The sequence below is a fragment of the Limnospira fusiformis SAG 85.79 genome (assembly GCF_012516315.1).
GTDB classification, from domain to species: domain Bacteria; phylum Cyanobacteriota; class Cyanobacteriia; order Cyanobacteriales; family Microcoleaceae; genus Limnospira; species Limnospira fusiformis.
Genome location: NZ_CP051185.1, coordinates 5,429,189 through 5,447,715, shown reverse-complemented (window position 1 = coordinate 5,447,715; position 18,527 = coordinate 5,429,189). Strand labels below are relative to the sequence as shown.

General features: G+C 45.9%; 20 protein-coding genes and 2 pseudogenes. 12 read left to right on the top strand and 10 right to left on the bottom strand.

Annotation, left to right across the window (positions count from 1 at the left end):
- Positions 1–10: 10 nt before the first annotated feature.
- The gene (locus HFV01_RS31300; protein ID WP_318285947.1) at positions 11–280 is read left to right on the top strand and encodes a hypothetical protein; all 270 of its coding nucleotides are present in this window, start codon (positions 11–13) and stop codon (positions 278–280) included.
- An 87-nt stretch (positions 281–367) separates the two neighbouring features.
- Entirely contained in the window at positions 368–763 is a 396-nt protein-coding gene (locus HFV01_RS31295) for a hypothetical protein (protein WP_318285946.1), read from the top strand.
- A 17-nt stretch (positions 764–780) separates the two neighbouring features.
- Here the strand turns inward: HFV01_RS31295 and HFV01_RS25435 are convergent, their stop codons facing one another.
- Genes HFV01_RS25435 through HFV01_RS25415 form a run of 5 tightly spaced genes read right to left on the bottom strand, consistent with a single transcriptional unit; the run spans position 781 to position 6,418 of the window.
- Positions 781–1,347 carry a YdcF family protein gene (locus HFV01_RS25435; RefSeq protein WP_006622036.1) on the bottom strand — a complete coding sequence of 189 codons (567 nt, stop codon included), beginning with the start codon at positions 1,345–1,347 and terminating at the stop codon, positions 781–783.
- On the bottom strand, positions 1,347–2,405 hold the full coding sequence (locus HFV01_RS25430; RefSeq protein ID WP_006622035.1) for an NAD-dependent epimerase/dehydratase family protein: 1,059 nt from the start codon (positions 2,403–2,405) through the stop codon (positions 1,347–1,349). The genes HFV01_RS25435 and HFV01_RS25430 overlap by 1 nt, the downstream gene beginning before the upstream one ends.
- Positions 2,398–4,515: a hypothetical protein gene (locus tag HFV01_RS25425; protein ID WP_193520497.1), complete on the bottom strand. Its 2,118-nt coding sequence runs from the start codon at positions 4,513–4,515 to the stop codon at positions 2,398–2,400. The genes HFV01_RS25430 and HFV01_RS25425 overlap by 8 nt, the downstream gene beginning before the upstream one ends.
- Positions 4,516–4,566: 51 nt before the next feature.
- Positions 4,567–5,985 (bottom strand): GMC family oxidoreductase N-terminal domain-containing protein, encoded by a 1,419-nt coding sequence (locus HFV01_RS25420; RefSeq protein ID WP_193520496.1) that lies wholly within the window; start codon positions 5,983–5,985, stop codon positions 4,567–4,569.
- Positions 5,978–6,418 (bottom strand): hypothetical protein, encoded by a 441-nt coding sequence (locus tag HFV01_RS25415; RefSeq protein ID WP_006622032.1) that lies wholly within the window; start codon positions 6,416–6,418, stop codon positions 5,978–5,980. The genes HFV01_RS25420 and HFV01_RS25415 overlap by 8 nt, the downstream gene beginning before the upstream one ends.
- 306 nt (positions 6,419–6,724) lie before the next feature.
- Between HFV01_RS25415 and mnmA the strand changes: the two genes are divergently transcribed.
- The gene (mnmA, locus tag HFV01_RS25410) at positions 6,725–7,804 is read left to right on the top strand and encodes a tRNA 2-thiouridine(34) synthase MnmA (protein ID WP_006670839.1); all 1,080 of its coding nucleotides are present in this window, start codon (positions 6,725–6,727) and stop codon (positions 7,802–7,804) included.
- A 131-nt stretch (positions 7,805–7,935) separates the two neighbouring features.
- Positions 7,936–8,559 (top strand): ParA family protein, encoded by a 624-nt coding sequence (locus HFV01_RS25405; RefSeq protein WP_006622030.1) that lies wholly within the window; start codon positions 7,936–7,938, stop codon positions 8,557–8,559.
- A gap of 79 nt (positions 8,560–8,638) precedes the next feature.
- Here the strand turns inward: HFV01_RS25405 and HFV01_RS25400 are convergent, their stop codons facing one another.
- The 5 genes and pseudogenes from HFV01_RS25400 to HFV01_RS25380 all read right to left on the bottom strand — a co-directional run.
- The gene (locus HFV01_RS25400; RefSeq protein ID WP_006622029.1) at positions 8,639–10,048 is read right to left on the bottom strand and encodes an NAD(P)(+) transhydrogenase (Re/Si-specific) subunit beta; all 1,410 of its coding nucleotides are present in this window, start codon (positions 10,046–10,048) and stop codon (positions 8,639–8,641) included.
- Entirely contained in the window at positions 10,045–10,341 is a 297-nt protein-coding gene (locus HFV01_RS25395; RefSeq protein WP_006617139.1) for an NAD(P) transhydrogenase subunit alpha part 2, read from the bottom strand. Before HFV01_RS25395 ends, HFV01_RS25400 begins: the two co-directional genes overlap by 4 nt.
- Before the next feature lie 145 nt (positions 10,342–10,486).
- On the bottom strand, positions 10,487–11,632 hold the full coding sequence (locus HFV01_RS25390) for a Re/Si-specific NAD(P)(+) transhydrogenase subunit alpha (protein ID WP_006622028.1): 1,146 nt from the start codon (positions 11,630–11,632) through the stop codon (positions 10,487–10,489).
- A 70-nt stretch (positions 11,633–11,702) separates the two neighbouring features.
- Positions 11,703–12,899: an RNA-guided endonuclease InsQ/TnpB family protein gene (locus HFV01_RS25385; RefSeq protein WP_083806361.1), complete on the bottom strand. Its 1,197-nt coding sequence runs from the start codon at positions 12,897–12,899 to the stop codon at positions 11,703–11,705.
- Positions 12,808–13,383, bottom strand: a pseudogene (locus HFV01_RS25380) (IS607 family transposase); the annotation flags it as partial. The gene HFV01_RS25385 and the pseudogene HFV01_RS25380, both read right to left, overlap by 92 nt.
- Positions 13,384–13,886: 503 nt before the next feature.
- On the opposite strand from HFV01_RS25380, the gene HFV01_RS25375 reads away from it, so the two are divergent.
- The 8 genes and pseudogenes from HFV01_RS25375 (at position 13,887) to HFV01_RS25340 (ending at position 18,527) form a co-directional block, all read left to right on the top strand.
- Positions 13,887–14,402: a DUF2808 domain-containing protein gene (locus HFV01_RS25375; protein ID WP_006622026.1), complete on the top strand. Its 516-nt coding sequence runs from the start codon at positions 13,887–13,889 to the stop codon at positions 14,400–14,402.
- Between the two features lie 227 nt (positions 14,403–14,629).
- Positions 14,630–15,021: pseudogene (locus tag HFV01_RS25370) on the top strand (zinc ribbon domain-containing protein); the annotation flags it as partial.
- Between the two features lie 66 nt (positions 15,022–15,087).
- The gene (rpmH, locus tag HFV01_RS25365) at positions 15,088–15,225 is read left to right on the top strand and encodes a 50S ribosomal protein L34 (RefSeq protein WP_071533534.1); all 138 of its coding nucleotides are present in this window, start codon (positions 15,088–15,090) and stop codon (positions 15,223–15,225) included.
- A gap of 187 nt (positions 15,226–15,412) precedes the next feature.
- A complete protein-coding gene (gene rnpA / locus HFV01_RS25360) occupies positions 15,413–15,802 on the top strand; it encodes a ribonuclease P protein component (protein WP_006622024.1) in 390 nt (129 codons plus the stop codon).
- On the top strand, positions 15,774–16,166 hold the full coding sequence (locus HFV01_RS25355; RefSeq protein WP_006622023.1) for a PH domain-containing protein: 393 nt from the start codon (positions 15,774–15,776) through the stop codon (positions 16,164–16,166). The genes rnpA and HFV01_RS25355 overlap by 29 nt, the downstream gene beginning before the upstream one ends.
- 156 nt (positions 16,167–16,322) lie before the next feature.
- Positions 16,323–17,498, top strand: a complete 1,176-nt coding sequence (gene yidC / locus HFV01_RS25350; RefSeq protein WP_006622022.1) for a membrane protein insertase YidC — start codon at positions 16,323–16,325, stop codon at positions 17,496–17,498.
- Positions 17,499–17,506: 8 nt separating this feature from the next.
- Positions 17,507–17,983 carry a Jag family protein gene (locus HFV01_RS25345; RefSeq protein ID WP_006622021.1) on the top strand — a complete coding sequence of 159 codons (477 nt, stop codon included), beginning with the start codon at positions 17,507–17,509 and terminating at the stop codon, positions 17,981–17,983.
- A gap of 37 nt (positions 17,984–18,020) precedes the next feature.
- On the top strand, positions 18,021–18,527 hold the full coding sequence (locus HFV01_RS25340; protein WP_006622020.1) for a YceD family protein: 507 nt from the start codon (positions 18,021–18,023) through the stop codon (positions 18,525–18,527).

Sequence of the window (18,527 nt, the reverse complement as noted above, 5' to 3'; positions counted from 1 at the left end):
TAGTTTAAAGATGAGTAAAAAATCAAAAAATAGGAAACATTATTATTTAAATAATCCTGGCAATCAGGATATATTATTGCTGAGAGATGAAGTACATAAGGCTTTAACTAATGAACAATTTATAGTTGAAATTCCAGTCCGTGATGATGAAATAATAGAAATCGAAGAAAATAAAAATAAGAACTACTCAAATAATCGTCTAGTCTCAATTAAGATTGACCAATTGGATTATCATAATGATAAATCTACAGTTGAAAAAATTTGGAAAGTTGATTTATAAAAACCTATACCCGGTATCTCAACCCAAAGTAAAACTCCTGAATGTGCTATTTTAGTATTACAAAAATATCAGGATACAACACAAAATTTGATTGATGAAAAAATTTATAGATTGATGATTATTTTAATTGAATTAAAATCCTCCATAAATGTGAAAAATTATCATGACTCTGTTTTAAAAAATATTGAGGGTAAATTTGCCGATGGTATGAGTAGGATGTATATTTTACTGACTTTAAACAATCACTTAAATCCAATTCAAGGTTATCATCAGGAAACCATATCTATAGATTTTCAAGGTATTTTGTTTTATCTCAAAAGCAATTTGATAGATAACAATAGTCAATTGTATTCAATTTTAAATAATCAAACTGATTTGTTAACTTGTCGTACTCTTTTAAGGGAACAAGATAAAATCAAGATTAAACACTTGAAAGTTACCAATCAAATGACTATCAGTTTGGAGACTCTCTTATCAAAATAGAAGTTGTTTACAAGTTTTTATGGACTACCGCTAACCTTCCAAATAATGACTCTCCCAGCATCGTAAACTAATGTTGCCAATTCGTAAAGGAATTGGATTGGCGGGTAATTATAAAACCATAATCGAGGGGCGATCGCCATAGAATTATCAACCTTCTCAGGACGACAACCTACTACTTTTTGCACCGGAAAATCACATGATTTAAACATGATCCTACTTCGGAAACTGTGGGGTTTATTGCAGTATAAAATTACTGAGTATAGGGGCCAATATTTTTCCTGCTTTAACCAATAACGCAATACCCGCGCATTATCAAAGGTATCTAAATAGGTTTTATCTCGGACATTTTGGGGAACTAAAACCTGTAAATCTGGGCGCAATTGCTGGAGAAATTCCCCGGCATAATCTTCCTCAGATTGGGAATGTCCGAAGGGATTACCAGGCGCAACAAACACGCGAGAATTGGGTTCAGCATCGGCGGCTAACTGACAGATTACGGCTTTAAAATAAGGGGATAAGTTATCGACGGCTGCAGTGGCTTCTGTAGCGGTTAATCCCTCGGTTACGATGATATAATCAGCCATTAGTTATCAATTCCTCGGTAATTCTCGAACACCCATTTCAGACTACGACGCATTCCTTCTTCTAGGGAAACTGTAGGAGAATAGCCTAATTCTCGTTGGGCTTTGGCGACGGAACAGGCGATAGTTTTATTCATTTCTGATAATACATGAATTTTCTGCTGATATAATCCTAAACTCTGCAAAGTGCCATCAACTAAGGTGGCAATATCTCCGGTAATTCCGGGTAATTTTAAACGTTTGTGGGCGCAAGTTTGGTTAAATTCGGATTCTAGCAGTTTCTCGACTGTATCGATAATTTCATTCATGGAATAGGGGCGATTATCGGCTATCCAGTAGGTTTCACCGTTGGCTTTTTCGGATTCGGCTGATAGCAAAAGTCCTTGACAGAGATTGTCTATATAAGCCATCGATCGCAAATTATTTCCATCTCCTACAATGGGACCTTTTCCATCCCGAATCATTTGGAAAAATAGGGTTTGTCGGGGGGGTTGGTTTGGCCCGTAAAACCAGGGCGGACGGACGATAACGGTTTCTATTTTTCCTGATTCCTGCATGGACATAACGGCTAACTCCATCAGCATTTTGGATTTGCCATAATTCATATAGGGATGGTAGGGGGATTTTTCATCAAATAAATGATCGGGGTGGGGATTGCAACCACAGGGAGAATTAGAAGAGACAATCACAGCCCTTTTGACGCGATTGGTGACGGCGGAATTTAACAGGTTTTGGGTTCCGTTGACATTTATATGATAAAATTCGGAAACGCGCGGAGGGTGAATGATTCCGGCGGTATGAAATAGAATGGCATGATTCGCATTTTCACAAAAGCGATCGCAGTCTTGGGGATTTCGCAAATCTCCGACAATCACTTCAATTTTATCGGAGAGGTTTTTCAAAATTTCGGGGTCTTGACCGGGTAAAATTAGACAGCGAATAATCTGATTATTTCTGGGTTGGGAAAAAGCCTCAATATCTGGGAGTCCTTTAACTAGGGCTTTGACCAAACTGAATCCCAACCAGCCTAATGCACCTGTAACTAAAACTAGATCACTCATGGTCTCTCTCTGGTCCTCCTAGAATAATTAACGGAATTTCTCGTTGTAGGGTGACAAACTCCCCCCTATCAGGATCATAAACCCAAGCGTGAATAGTGGTTTCTCCGGGGGGAATATCCGGCGCGGAAAGTTCAGCGATCCAACCAGATTTTGAGTAGCGATCGCTATGGAAATATTCGGCCACCTGGGGGGTTTCCAAATCGATCGCAGTGTCGGCGAAGAAAAAGTCCTGGTCGCTATATGAAAAAAAGACGCGATCGGGTTGTTGGTCGCGATCGCCAAACGCCGCCCAACCGTTTAGCATAAAGCGATCGCCGGGGTTGAAAGTTAAGGTGGCGAGGGGGGGGTTAATATAGCCGTAAATGCTTTCAGGTTGGCGGTTAAAGCCGGGGTTAGGGATGCCATCAAGAACTACTTTAATCTGAGTTTCTCCCGCCAAAGGTAGTAATTCTGAGGATTCCCCTATCTTGATCCATGCTTGAATTGATGTATTTTCATACAGATTAAAAACTGCTGTTTCTATGGCAGCCAAAAAAAAATGTTGGTCAATCTCTGGGTAAGAAATTGCTGTGGCTTCTGAAGACTTGGAAAGTATCATCAGCTGATTATTTTCATCAACTAGCTGAGGATTAAGTTGTAATTTTCCGTGCAATATAATCCAGCCATTTTCATGGTTTTGGGAAAACACACCTGGGGAATTGTACCAGACGATCGCACCATAATTTTCGGAACTCTTGATAAATTGTAGTTGAGGACTGTCAATAAATCCCAAATCATTTAAGACGATCGCTGTTTGTTTAAAGCGATCGCGAGAGGGGATAATTTCAAACCAGTGCCAGCAGTGAGGAGAGCGATCGTCCCAAACTTGGATCACCTTCAGACATCTGGTTATCTGCTGAGAAATTTGCCGATATTCTTGACCTTCGTTAATGGCATATACTGAATTAATTGCGGTTAGAAAAATTATCACGATCGCTACACCAGTTAATCCCCGTTTACCGGGAAGAAGGGGAACCTCTCCATTGGCGAAATATAACCCAATTTGTAACACCGCTACCCACAAAAAGAGGGAATTGCTGATATATCTGGAACCCAAAGCAAAATCTAACCCTAAATCGGTAAATAATGCGGCTTCAACCCTGCCAAAAGTGGTAATGGCTGCAAATAGTAAGGCGAACAATGCTAAACTAATCCAGGGGGCGACAGTTTTTAAAAATTGGAACCCGTTTTTTTGATATCCCCAGGCGATCGCACCCCCAAAGCTGAATAATACCAAAACCCCCAAAATATTGGCTAATGGCACAGAATAGAAACCTAGAGGCGCTCCTAATAGGGTGACAAAAAACCGCACCCAAAACACTGGATGATTGAGCAGATACAACAGGTTAAAGTTGCTGGGATTGTTGCTGTCATATCCCAGCACATAAACGGCGGTAGTAATGGCAAATAATCCTAGCCATATCAGGCTGTTTTTTAATCCTGATTTGATGGGAGTATGGCTTAAAAAAACTGTGGGTAAAATCGCCAACCATGCTATAATGCCTTGGGCTAATGTGAAGCTGGCAATGAGGATGGGTAGAGTCGCCAAAATTAGGCTATTTTTGGCTGGCGGTGAATTGAGAACCCAGAGAGAAGTTGTCACACACAGATTAACTAGAAATATCCCCAATTGTAATCCCCACAGCCAATTTTGATACTGTCCTAGGGAAAACAGAATCAGACAGGATAGACCATTAATAATGTGGAATTGGCGGGAGTGCGAAATATCTGGATAACATTGGCGAGAAATTTTGACAATTAACATCCCGTTAAGGATGGCAAATAACACCCCGATTAAGATTTCATAAATCTTCTCCCAACCGGAAATAAATGCCAAGGGGACGATAATTAATCTCAGGAAAAAGTAGCGATGATCATTGTACATTTCGGCAAAATCGCTTAACCCAGCTTTTCCCTGGGCTATTTTCTCAAAGATGGTGGCGATCGCCCATTCATCCCAGTGGGGAACTCTCACGCCGTAGATGATCACAAATGCCATTAAAATGACAACCGGAATCAGGTAGAAAGCCGTGGTGGGTCTAATTGTTATTTTTCGGGGAATTAACAACATTATTGATGGCAGAAATTAGAACAGTTTTGGCAGTTGGTAATTATTCAACAGCTAAAGTTTGTCTAAAAACTTTAACGCATTCCGTCGAGCGATCGCCATAATCGACCCTTGAGGATTCACGCCGGGGGCGGTACATAACAGACTCCCATCAGCAATATAAAGATTCTCAAAGCCATGAATTTTGCCAAAAGAATCGACCGCACACAGGCGACGATTTTCTCCCATAGGACAGGAGGAAAACAGATGAACCGTCATCAAATTGGTACTCGCCGCCGGGAGAATTTCCGGGATGCGATCGCCATCGTCTCTCTTCAACCGCCCAAAACCGGACAAACTGGGATAAACTGCGATCGCCCCCGCCTCAAATAGCAGTTGAGACAATTTCCGCAAACCTTCACCCAAATTTCGCAAATCCTCACCGGTGAGGCGATAGCGCACCAAAGGATCGCGAAAACCGGGGAGGGTACGCACGGAACCCCGACCGGAGGCGGTAATCATGGCATAATAAATCGCCATATTTTCCCAGTGGCGGTGTACCTCCCCCATATACTCAGGATGATCCACCATTCCCACCGACAGGTAAGGGGGGGAACTAATCGAACAGCCAAAACTGAACCGGGGGGCGAACTCCTTAACCTGATGGACGGGAACCCCCATATCAAGGGCGTTAACAGGTTCGGAAAATTGAGCGATCGCCTTAACCGTCGGATGCAGTTGTAGAGAATTCCCAATATTGTCAGTAATCCCACTGCGCCGCAACAAAGCCGGGGTTTGGATAGCCCCGCCACAGATAAACACCGTTTCCGCCTCAATTTCGCCCGTATTAGCCCACATAGTCCACTTTTGACCTCGGCGACCAATTCGGTTAATTCGCGTCTCTGAGCGCAACCTACACCCCGCCCGTAAAGCGCGAGGTATAAAGGTTTTAGTCATTGACTGGCGGGTTCCCTTGGGTGGTAAATTCGGGTCATCCTGGGTTTCATAGCGAAACCAGCGCGGCACTTCTAGGGACTCCCAGCCCAACTTGATAGCGCCTTCGTGGAGTTTCAGAGAGGCGGCGGGGGGTTTTCCTGGTAGGGAACAGACAGTAACAGCCTCTTCGCAGGCTAGAAAATGGGGTAACAGGTCAGCATCTTCTAAGCCTTCCACCTCAAACTCAGTCCGCCACCTCTCCAATATCTGCGCCGGGGTTCGATGGTACAGCCCGCTGTTGATTTCGCTACCTCCCCCCACACAGCGACCTTCGACATATTGAACTTTGGGGGTTCCTAGGGCTGCTGTTAACCCCCCATTGCGATATTTCTGCACCATTTCCTCCTGGGAAAAGGGCGCACAGGACTCTAGGGGAAGAAAAGCGCCTTCTTCGATAAGTAGCACATCCCGTCCGGCTTCGGCTAATAAACAGGCGGTAATTGCACCCCCAGGACCGGAACCAATGACGGCAATTTCACAGGATTGGGGTTCAAACATGGCGATCGCATTGATTGGAATTAACCAAAGATTGCCAACACAGTACCACTAAACTCTCATAAAAGCGCATCAAATCCCGACAGGGGCTAAAAGGGGAATTTTTCCAGGCTTCGATTTGTTGGCGACGAAGCTGGTGGGGTTGACGATGAAAGGGTGAGGCGTTTAGCCATCCCCAGCAGTCGAAAATAACGGTTAATAGCCAGATGGGAAATTGCAGATAATCGGGCATTCGCCTATGTTGTTCCAGGACAAATCGCACGACATCATTATGATAAAATTCGCGGGTTTCCTCGGTGGGGGTGCGATCGCAAATAATTGAGTAACAGAGGGCGGAGGCGGTACTATTAAATACTTGGGTCATGGCTATCAATGGGATTGACTGATTTTTCAAAGTTAAGTGGCGATCGCCAATTACAGCCTGTTCAGAAATCATCTGATCACCTCTCAAAATCTGGATCCCACTCTGGGATCCAGATTTAGGGTGAGGGCAATGTATTAAGCGACTGGTGAACAAGGTCAGGGCAATGTATTAAGCGACTGGTGAACAAGCTGTAACTCAACAACTGTTTCCTTACCGATATTTAGCACAGAAACCCCGTTTTAGTCGTGGCTCATAGTATCGGGGGGGAAATTGGGGGAGTTTCCCGGAGCGCGAACCTACTACCCATCGATCTGATAACATATAATTTATTGTATAGTCGTGTCGCGACGGGTGGAATTGGTAGAGGCGATAATTTCAATGCAAAAAATTGTTGTTGGTCTTTCAGGAGGGGTTGATAGTTCCGCAGCAGCGGCGATTCTGCATCACCAAGGATATGAGGTGGTGGGGTTAACCCTATGGTTAATGCGGGGTAAGGGTCAATGCTGTTCCGAGGGTATGGTAGATGCAGCCCATATCTGCGAACAGCTTGGCATCCCCCATTATATTGTCGATAGCCGAGATCTGTTCCAAACCCATATTATTGATTATTTGGTGGAAGGATATGGGGCGGGGATTACTCCTTTACCCTGTTCCCAGTGTAATCGTGCGGTTAAGTTTGGCCCGATGCTGGGTTATGCTTCTACGGAGTTAAATATTAACCACATCGCTACCGGTCACTATGCTAGGGTTTCCTATAATTCACAATGCGATCGCCATCAGTTAAAACGAGCCGTCGATCGCACTAAGGATCAGTCTTATTTTCTGTATGATTTAACTCAGGATCTACTCGCGGGTGTGGTTTTTCCCTTGGGAGAAGTCCCGAAATCCGAAACTAGACGCATCGCCGCTCAGTATAACCTGAAAACTGCTGATAAACCCGAAAGCCAAGACCTCTGTTTGGTGGAGGCGAATGGTTCTATGCGCGCCTTTTTAGATAAATATATTACTGGGAAAAAAGGCGAAATTGTCGATACGGAAGGCCGGGTTTTGGGGGAACATGATGGCATCCACCACTATACTATCGGTCAACGCCGAGGCTTGGGAATTTCGGCAGCAGAGCCATTATATGTCCTGAGTATTGACCCCGGACGCAATCGGGTAGTAGTTGGCGATCGCGATCGCATGACTCAAACCGAATGCACTATTAGGCGCGTTAATTGGGTATCCATTGCGCCGCCTTCTGAACCTATCCGCGCCGAGGTACAAATTCGTTATCGCAGTAAGCCATTACCCGTAACCGTGGTTCCTTTATCTTCCGAAGCAGACCCCCAAATTGGTAGCAGAGTCCGACTGATTTTTGATGAGCCTATTTTCGGCATTACCCCCGGTCAGGCGGCTGTATGGTACTCCGAAGATTTACTCCTAGGTGGCGGCGTGATTGAACGTCCGACCAGTTAACCCATAACCCCAAAGTAGAGGCTTGTTCTGCTCTATCTTGGGGCTTTCTGGTACGGGGAGGCGATCGCCGAAGCGCTACCAAACCACCTTTCGTGGTATGTTTTCTAAGCAAGTTATCCGATTCAGATAGAATGCCGACAATTTTAGCGATCGCCAATGGGAAAGGTGGAGTTGGTAAAACCACAACCGCTGTCAATCTCGCGGCTATACTTTCCAGCAACTTCTCAACCCTCCTAGTAGATACAGACCCCCAGGGTTCTGCTATGTGGTGGGTTGAACAGGGAGAAATGCCCTTTGATGTCTCAGAAGAAACCAATCCCAGTCTCCTGAAACAGTTAAGGAAAGTTCAACAGGTGCAAATGATTGTCGTCGATACTCCCCCAGCCTTGAAATCCGAATCCCTAGCCGCCGTAGTCCAGGTAGCTGATTATCTAATTTTACCCAGCCAAGCCGCACCCATGGATTTAGTAGCTTTAATGGCTACTGTACGCGATCGCGTCGCCCCCATTAACATTGATTATAAAGTCCTGCTCACCAAAGTTGACCCCCGCAGTATTGGAGATGCTTTTGAGGCTCAAAAGTCCTTGCGGGAATCAGGTATTCCAGTTTTCCAGAATTTTATTCGCTCCTACAAAGCCCATGAACGCTGTCCCCTAGAAGGCGTTTCCATTATTAGGTCTCGCAGCAAAAATGCCAGAGAAGCAGCATCAGACTATCGGCGCGTCGTAGCCGAACTCCTGAGAAGCCTAAAATAAAACCCCAATACAGACAGACATCCCCCGCCGTCCATGGGACTCGAAGGATGTCAGTAGAACCGGAAATTATGGGAACAGCCTAGAGTTGTTTAACCTCAGAAGCCAACTTAGCAACCATATCCTTAGCGCTGCCAAATAGCATCATAGTTTTGTCCTTGTAGAACAAATCATTATCAACCCCAGCAAATCCCGTACTCATACCACGCTTAATCACAATAGTATGCTTGGCTTTGTCAACATCCAGAATCGGCATTCCGTAGATGGGGCTATTTTTATCTTCCCGCGCCGCCGGGTTAACCACATCATTAGCCCCAATCACCAAAGCCACATCAGTCTGTTCAAATTGGGGGTTGATGTCATCCATATCATACAACTGCGGATAGGGAACATTCGCCTCGGCTAACAGAACGTTCATGTGTCCCGGCATTCGTCCCGCCACCGGGTGAATCGCATATTTAACATCCACCCCCAAGGATTCTAGCATATCCACCAGTTCCTTAACCGAGTGCTGTGCCTGAGCTACAGCCATGCCATAACCGGGAACAATCACCACAGACCGAGCATACCCCAACATCATCGCCCCTTCTTCCGGGTCGATATTGCGAACGCTCTTATTGGTTGCACCACCAGAAGCGCTAGGCGCTGCGGCTGTACCTTCACCCGTACCAAACCCAGCAAATAGGACGTTGGTAATCGAGCGGTTCATCGCCTTACACATGATCACCGTAAGGATAATACCAGAAGCACCTACCAAAGCCCCAGCAATGATCAGCAGGTTATTCATCACCACAAAACCCGCCGCACTAGCAGCTAACCCTGAGAAGGAGTTTAACAGGGAAATCACCACAGGCATATCCCCGCCACCGATGGGGATAACAAAAAGCACTCCCAGCACCAGAGAAATGCCCACTAAAGCCAGGAAAACAGGGACGTTGAAGGGTTGTACACAGATATAAACACTTGCGCTTACAAAGCCAATTAACAGGGCTAGGTTAAAGGGTTGTTGCAAGGGAAACAGAATCGGAGAGCCACTCATAATCCCTTGCAGTTTGGCAAAAGCGATGAGGGAGCCTGTGAAGGTGACACCGCCAATTAAAACCCCTAACACCGCTGTAACAGTAGTTGGTAGCGGGGGAGCATCAGCGGTGGCTAAATAGCGCCAGAACTCGCCTACAGCCACCATAGAAGAAGCAGCACCACCGAGACCGTTAAACAAACCGACCATCTGAGGCATATCAGTCATTTCGACTTTATAGGCGGCGATGCCACCAATAGCGGAACCTATGGCGATCGCTATCAGAATTGTGCCGTAGTTGAGAACCTGCTGATTAAGAAGAGTAGCCACGATCGCAATTAACATCCCAATAGATGCCAAGATATTCCCATTGCGAGCCGTTGCTGGAGACCCCAACTTTTTCAGACCAAAGAAAAACAGGGTTACCGCCACCAAATAACTCAACTCGATGCCTGTTGGTAGAAAGTCGATCATGCTTTAACCTCCTTTTTCTTGAACATTTGCAGCATCCGGTCAGTAACCAAAAAGCCACCCACAACATTAATAGTAGCCAACACCACAGCCACAATACCCAGAATCACCGTGATGTTCCAATCCTGTTCTCCGGCAATAATAATCGCCCCTAAAACCGCAATTCCTGAGATGGCATTAGCGCCAGACATTAGGGGAGTGTGTAGGGTTGGTGGCACTTTCGTAATCACCTCAAACCCAGCAAATGATGCCAGGACAAAAACAAATAAAGCCGAAATCAGAGTTTCTGTTGTCATTCAATATCTCCAGTAGCTTGGAAAGCGTCTAGCTGTTCGTCACCGTACTTTTACTCAGTGACCCAGCGAGGGGAGCGGCTCCCCCCTCACAAATAGGGGAGTATAGACCTGATACCCTTGAGGCTAGAGATGCCTGTGGTCTGTACTATTGACCCACAGGAACTCCCAAAGCCTCTTTAACCCGTTGGGAACGAATTTCCCCGCCGTGGGTAACACAGGCTCCATCGAGGATGTCATCTGCGAAGTTTAGATCAAGTTCTCCCTCCTTGGTTACCATCAGTTGTAATAAGGCTGAGAGGTTTTTAGCATATACCTCGCTGGCATGAACAGGCATCGAGGCTGGCAGGTTAATGGGTCCCATGATGGTGACACCATTTTTCTGGATGTTTTTACCTGGTTCTGAACCTTCGCAATTTCCCCCCTGTTCGGCGGCTAGGTCTACAATCACTGAACCGGGTTTCATTTGATCCACCATGTTAGCGTTGACTAAAACGGGGGCTTTTTTGCCGGGAACTTGAGCCGTAGTAATCACCACATCAGAGGCAGCCACGTGCTGGGTTAGCACTTCCTGGGTATGTTGTTTGGCTTGCTCTGAGATTTCTTTGGCATAGCCTCCCTCGGCGACCGTATCTTCTTCTAAGGTGACATCTACGAATTTAGCCCCTAAACTTTGGACTTGTTCTTTGACTTCTGGGCGAATGTCAAAGGCTTCTACGATCGCTCCTAAACGCCGTGCTGTGGCGATCGCTTGTAGTCCGGCTACCCCCGCCCCTAGAACTAAGACCTTAGCCGGTCTGATGGTTCCGGCTGCCGTGGTCAGCATCGGGAAGTATTTAGGCAAATTCGCCGCCGCGATCAGAACTGCCTTATATCCGGCAATATTAGCCTGGGAGGATAGGGCATCCATGCTTTGAGCGCGACTGGTGCGGGGGACCATTTCCATACTGAAGGCTGTCACCCGGCGATCGGTTAATTTTTGGATCAGGGTTGGCTCTCCCAAGGGGTTGAGAAATCCGATTAATACTGCCCCCTCAGCCATTTTGCCAACTTCGTCTTCTTGTGGCGGACTCACTTTCAGCAGGATATTGGCTTCTCCCCACAACTTGGCTGAGTCCGTAATCACGTGGGCTCCCGCCTGCTCATACAGAGCATCCGAGAAACAAGACCCTTCTCCGGCTCCGGCTTCCACATAAATCTCTAAGCCTTGTTTGACCAGACGAGATACTACGTCCGGTATCAGAGCCACTCGGCGTTCATTAACATTTAGTTCTTTGGCGATCGCAATTTTCATCAAAAACTCCTATATCTCAAACTCCGTCCCTTTTCGACGGCTTGACCAAAATCATTTCGCGCTGATACATTTACGCGACATTTTTCCGGTTGTTCCCGGACAATGCGACGATAGCACTATTACCGGTTAAGGTAACAGAGGCGGTATCCCGCAAAGCTTTTAGAAAGATTCCAAAAGCACCGTTCCAGTCCCGTGGTAGAGTGAACCCACACTCCGGACATCGGAACACTTTTGAGCTACCTATCTGGGAATGCACATGACCACAGTGAGTACAGGTTTTGCTGGTGTATTCTTCCGTCACATCTACAACTGTGGTTCCAGTTATCTCGGCTTGATGTCTCAGGGTTAGTTTGAATCGATAATGCGCCCATGTCAGCATGGCGCGGGCAGTCTTAGACCTGATTAGACGCTTCACCTTGGCAACCATATCGGAAGTCTCGAAGGTGGGCAAAAAAATTAGGCTGTAGTTGTGAGTCAAGTAGTGAGCAATTTGTTTGTGGGCTTCATCCACTAAATTCCGGATTTTAGTTCTCATTCGTTGAGCCGCTTGCCTCATCCGTCGCCTTCTTGAACGACAGGGTTCCTTGGCGATTCGGCTCATCAAATCATCCAAATGTTGACATAACCGAGTGATGCGTCCTATATCTCCGGAGCCCAATTCCAGAAATCGTGAACCATCAAACCCGGTCATAAAAGTTCGGACGCCCGGGTCTAATGCAATCACGCCAGTAGCGTCAGTTGGGGTAACGGCAACTGGTTCAGGAAACACCGCAAACCACCGCCCCTTGGCAAAGACTAATTGAGTCCCTTGCCCGCAAGTTTTAGGGATGGGTTCGGAAACCATGAAAGTTAATCCTTTCGTTAGTCTTGGATACCAACTCCCTGAAGAGAAATTAGTATTATTGAACTTAATCCCTTGAGAGCTGTCACGACAACTTCTAAACCTTGCATCAGGACTAGCGGTCAAAGCCTGATAGGCATCAAAGATGGCATTTTGCCGAATGTGGCAGGGTGTTTCTTTGACCCATTCGGGTAAGTCACTCTGCATCACTTTATTGCGTAACTTTAACTTGCTTAGTCGTTTACCACTCCGGGATAATGCAATTGCTTGGTTGTAGCAATACCGACAAGCGGCCAACCATTTGCGCCAGACTTGATTTAGCTCGGGGCTGGGGTAAATCCGGATCTTCTTTGACCTGAGTTTTGTATTTACTCCGTCCGTATAATCTGGAGCTAAAGCAGTGGAGGATGGCGAGGATGTCCTCAACCATTTCTGGTTCTGGACTGAGACTTGTCTCGTTGAGAACCATGAGTGAGCACCTGTTTTGCTCACAGAGCCATCGAAACAAGTCAAATCCCCATATTGCCAATCGGTCTGGGTGGGCAACGACAACCATGCCGACATCTCCTGACAAATGATGTCCCAGTAAGGCCAGCATTTTCTTTCCCTTGAAGTCGAGCCCGCCTCCGATTTCTGAGACGACTTCTGCTTCGGGGTAGAGGTTGGACAGTGCGGCCACCTGTCGGTTGAGGTCGGACTGCTGGGCGCGGCTACTAACTCTGGCATAGATAACGACTTTGCGTTTGTCACTGCCTGATTTGGCAGCAGTATATGACTCAACGTTGTATCGTCGTTGCCCAGCGGGGGTTCTGATGGTCTCGATTGAGCCATTTTCGTCCCATCTGCGGAGTGTTCTTTCATGGACTCCAAGGATTTGGGCGGCTTCCTTGGGTTTGACATATTTGGCAATAGGTTTATCCTCAACTCTTCTCGCTTATTATACCGTATTGCCCTAAAATATTAACCTAATTTGAGATTAAATCATGCTCCTTTCGGGTTTAGCACTCCTATTTGTTTGTGGCAATTGATTAGTGACGAGCGAAACCCGTCCCTACAGGATTCTATGATAGCGATCGAAATTTGATCTGCCTTGGGAAAGCGCGTCATATCAGAACATTTGTCATTTTTTGATGACAACCACTAAATCTGACAGCACCCCACCTAGCTGGCCGTCTAGGTTGAAGTAGCTAATCAATCAAAATGTGCAACCTTTGCTACAACAGGCTAATCACTGCTACCACAGCAACTCGACACAATGATGATGATTGTGTCAGAATGAGTGTCTAGTTTGACATCATAATCGTAGTTGTTCCCATTGATTGATATCTTTAGTTTGTCTTTATTTCGAAAATAATCCTTTAACCATAAGTCAAATTGTTACCGCCGTTACACTTATCGCAGGAGTTTGTATCAATGAAAATCCGTTCTCTAGTTTCTGGTTTGACACTGACTGGCTTTTTGTTGGGAGCTTTTCCGACTCTGGTTATGGCGCAATCAGGTCCTGGTGTGACTTTGTTTGGTGGACCGGAAAGGGCGAATTTGCTCAATTTCTTTCTACAAAGTGGCCGCTCTGGTCGCTGGGACCGCTACAGATTAAGAATTCCGTCTAGGAAGTTAAATATGGCTGTGGCTTTGATCTCGATTTCGTATCCTGAGCATTTCGAGGGTAGATTTGACCCCGATCGCATTGAGGTTCGTATCGGTGATCAGTCAATTCCCCTAGAGGAGGTAATCTGGGATGCCGAAAACAATTTTATTGAAATCTATCCAGAAGAACCCATCCCAGCCGGACAGTCTTTAGAAATTGTGATGTCAAACGTCAGAAATCCTACTTTTGGCGGGATGTTCCACTTTAATGCTAATGTTCGCAGCCCCGGTGATGTGCCTCTGTTACGCTATGTTGGTACTTGGGTCCTCAGTATTGATTAACAGATGCTGGGGCGGTTGAGTTGATTATCGCTCAACCAACTGGCTGTCAGGTTTTCTGGAGCATGATTTAATCTCAAATTAGGTTAACATTTGACGGCCATACGGTATAATACCAAGTATGGTGCGAGACCTTCGGGTATGAAATAGAGCTGAAATGGGCGTGGGGACTACCCGGTGAGGACTTCAACCCCTTGGTTGATTGGGTCGCATCCCTGGCCATCCCATAACACAGCCTGATTTTTTGGCCCACCTTCGAGACTTCCAATATGGTTGCCAAGGTGAAGCGTCTAATCAGGTCTAAGACTGCCCGCGCCATGCTGAAATGGGCGCATTATCGATTCAAACTAACCCTGAGACATCAAGGGGAAATAACTGAACAGTTGTAGATGTGACCGAAGAATACACCAGCAAAACCTGTACTCACTGTGGTCATGTCCATTCCCAGCTAGGTGGCTCAAAAGTGTTCCGATGTCGGGAGTGCGGGTTCACTCTACCACGGGACTGGAACGGTGCTTTTGGAATCTTTCTAAAAGCTTTGCGGGATACCGCCTCTGTTACCTTAACGGGTAATAGTGCTATCGTTGCATTGTCCGGGAACAACCGGAAAAATGCCGCGTAAATGTATCAGTGTATGTGCTACAATTAGAGATTGTGATTTTAACACTGATTGTGGGAGGATAGGCAAATGGCTCAACAAACACTCAAAGGAACTAGCCGTAAGAAAAAGAGAGTATCTGGGTTTCGGGTACGGATGCGGACGAGAAATGGTCGTGCGGTGATTAGGTCTCGCCGGAAAAAAGGACGGTCACGGTTATCTGTTTAAGGGATATCCGTTTCACTGGTGGCAGACTTTCAATGGATTTGGGGGAGTGTCAAAGCAGTGGTCATAACCCTGATACGCAAGCGATGGGCTCACGCTTGGCGATTGATATGAGCCCTAGCTTCTATTCCCGCCGGGTGATGCGCCCTCGCTGGTCTAGGTATCCACTGCTATAACTGATCAAATCAAAATGTTGCCTCAAGTAAATCGACTGCGCGCTCCCAAAGATTTTAAGGCAGTCTATACTAGGGGACTACATCGTAAAACTGCTCATTTAACCCTGAGAGCATTAAAACGGTTAGTTCCGCCTGAGATGGATGCAGGGGTCCCCGCGAGTAGGTTTGGTATTTCTATCAGTCAGAAGGTTAGCAAGCGTGCGGTGCGACGAAATCTGCTCAAACGACAAATTAGAGCGGGACTGCGACAGTTATTACCAACAATCTCGCCAGGTTGGGATGTGGTGATTGTGGTCAAGCCAACGGCGATCGAGTGCAATTATGCAGAAATTCTGCGAGAATTAGAAAAGTTGTTAGTACAAGCAGAGGTTTTACATGGGCATTCGGGAGGAGAGCTTTTATGAAGGTGGGCCCCATATTGGTGATCTGATTATAAATTTACTGATCGGATTTACGATTATCGGCTTGCCTTTGACTGTGGGAGCAGTGGTCCGCGCACTGTGGCTGCGTTATCGTATTACTAACCGCCGGGTTTCTGTGATTGGAGGATGGATGGGACGCGATCGCACTGATGTGGTGTACTCAGAAATTGTGAGTGTCGCCAAAGTGCCTAGGGGATTCGGAGCCTGGGGAGATATGGTGCTAACCCTGAAAAATGGCAACCGTCTGGAACTAAGAGCTTTACCGAGATTTAGAGAGCTTTACGACTACATTAGTGAAAAAATTGCTCAAAAACAGGGAAGATCGCCGGGTGTGATCGGTCAGTAACTTAAAATTCACCCATAGTGGTTGATTATATTTCCTTGTGGTCATAGACAATCAGGAAATATAGATTCAATCAGATGGCGCAAAAAAGTTCCACCCTGGGAACTTAATTGTTAAAATTTGTATAAAAAATCAAGCAGCTAGGTTAACTCTTGACGCATGGACTTTGGTATTGGGTTTCTTTCCAACAATTTGATGTTACCGATCCTGGATTTTTTCTACGGGATCGTCCCTAGTTACGGTTTGGCGATCGTAGCCTTAACTCTGGTGATTCGTTTTGCACTATATCCGCTGAATGCCGGGTCAATTCGGAATATGCGGCGGATGAAGGTGACACAACCGCTGATGAAAGAGCGAGTGGACAAAATCCAAAAGCTCTATAAAGATGACCCGGTGAAACAACGCGAAGAGATGAGCAGAGTATATAAGGAATTGGGTAATCCTCTGGCGGGTTGCTTTCCACTACTGCTACAGATGCCAATTCTATTTGCTTTGTTTGCTACCCTGCGAGGATCACCCTTCTCGGATGTTAACTACGCCATTGACCTGCAAATTTTTCCCCAAGAACAAATTGAGCAAATTCAACCGCAAATATATAAGAGTAAGGCTCAGAATGTTTATGTAGCAGATGGTGTTCACTCTTCCGTACAGGCGTTGATTGATACTGGTAATAATTTGGCAGTGGGACAAAAAACCCAGGTGAAATTTCAAACAGCACAAGGGGAAAGTCTACAGTCAAAGCTGGATAGTTACGAAAATCCCAAAGTTAAACCCCATTGGATGGTAACTAAAGGGGAAGATAAGGTTCAGATTGATGATGAAGGGAATTTGGTAGCTGTCAAACCGGGTGAAGTGACAATCCAAGCCAGCCTGAAAGGAATTGCTGCTGATAAGGGATTTTTGTTTATTGATGCCTTGGGACGGGTAGGAGCTTTTGATGATGATGGTAATATCCACTGGGATATAGTGGGGATGATTTTGGGATTCGGGATTAGTTTGTATATTAACCAGGTCCTCTCTGGTCAAAATCAAGGTAGTTCGGGTAATCCTCAACAAGATACGGTTAACAAAATCACGCCAGTTTTATTTACGGGGATGTTTTTCTTCTTCCCACTACCGGCTGGTGTTTTACTGTATATGCTGATTGCTAATATTTTCCAAACAGGTCAGGCGTTTATCTTGTCGCGAGAACCTTTACCGGAAAATCTCCAGAAAATTGTGGAGGAGTCGGAGAGACAAACCGGCAAAAAAGACAAAAAAGACAAGAAACCAGGTGAAAGTGGACGTGCTTCACTTCCTTTTGAACCAGGCGGACATTCTAAGAAGAAGGCATAAACTAAGCAATGGACAAGACTCAAATTAGTCGAGGTCAGGAGTGGATAGAGGAACTCCTAAAACTCGGAGATATTTCGGGTAATGTTGTCCCTACAGAGGAGGAAGACTCCTACTGGTTAACCATTCAAAGTCCCAATATATCCCCTGAACAGGCTAAAAATCTGATTGGTGATGGTGGTGAGGGACTCGATTCGATTCAGTATTTGGTTAATACGATTCTGAATTTGGGGAAAGACAACGGTGAAAAAGTGGCTTATACTGTGGAGCTAAATGGGTATCGCGCCCGCCGCTACCAAGAGTTAAGATCTTTGGCGGAAAATGCGGCGAGTCAGGTGCGACAAACGGGGATAGAGTTGGAAATTAAGTCCCTATCTTCGGTGGAACGACGGCTAATCCATAATATTCTCAAGGATAGTGAGGGTGTGGAAACTTATAGTCAGGGGAGTGAACCCGATCGCCGTCTAGTGATTAAAGTGAAAGCCTGACAAACATTTTGGCACAATAAGCGACGGCCACAAGATTATGGATGCTATTTACATCCCTCATTTGCTTAATGCACATCAGCGGACGGTGGAGTTTCAGTTTGAGGAGTTTATCCCGGGTTTGGATACCCTGACTCCGGTGCGAGGGTATATGCGAGTTAGTCATAAGACGACATTTTTGGATGTCCAGGGTCGTGCGGAGACGATTGTAACTTTGACTTGCGATCGCTGTCTGAAACAGTACAACCACCGCTTGAAAATTCTGACGAGTGAGGCGATCTGGTTAGAAAAATCATCTGATTACCAGATCGCTGAAGAGGTGGAGGTGGCTTTTGAGGATTTGGTGGAAACCCTAGACCCTCAAGGGCATTTTTCTCCTACGGATTGGTTTTATCAGCAGTTGTGTTTGGAATTACCAGGTCGTCAACTGTGTGACACGATGTGTCAAGTACCTACGGCCCCGACTGAGGTTTCGGAATCAGTAGATTCAGCGATAGATCACCGCTGGGCAGCCTTGGAAGCGTTAAAAAAACAATTATCTGGATAA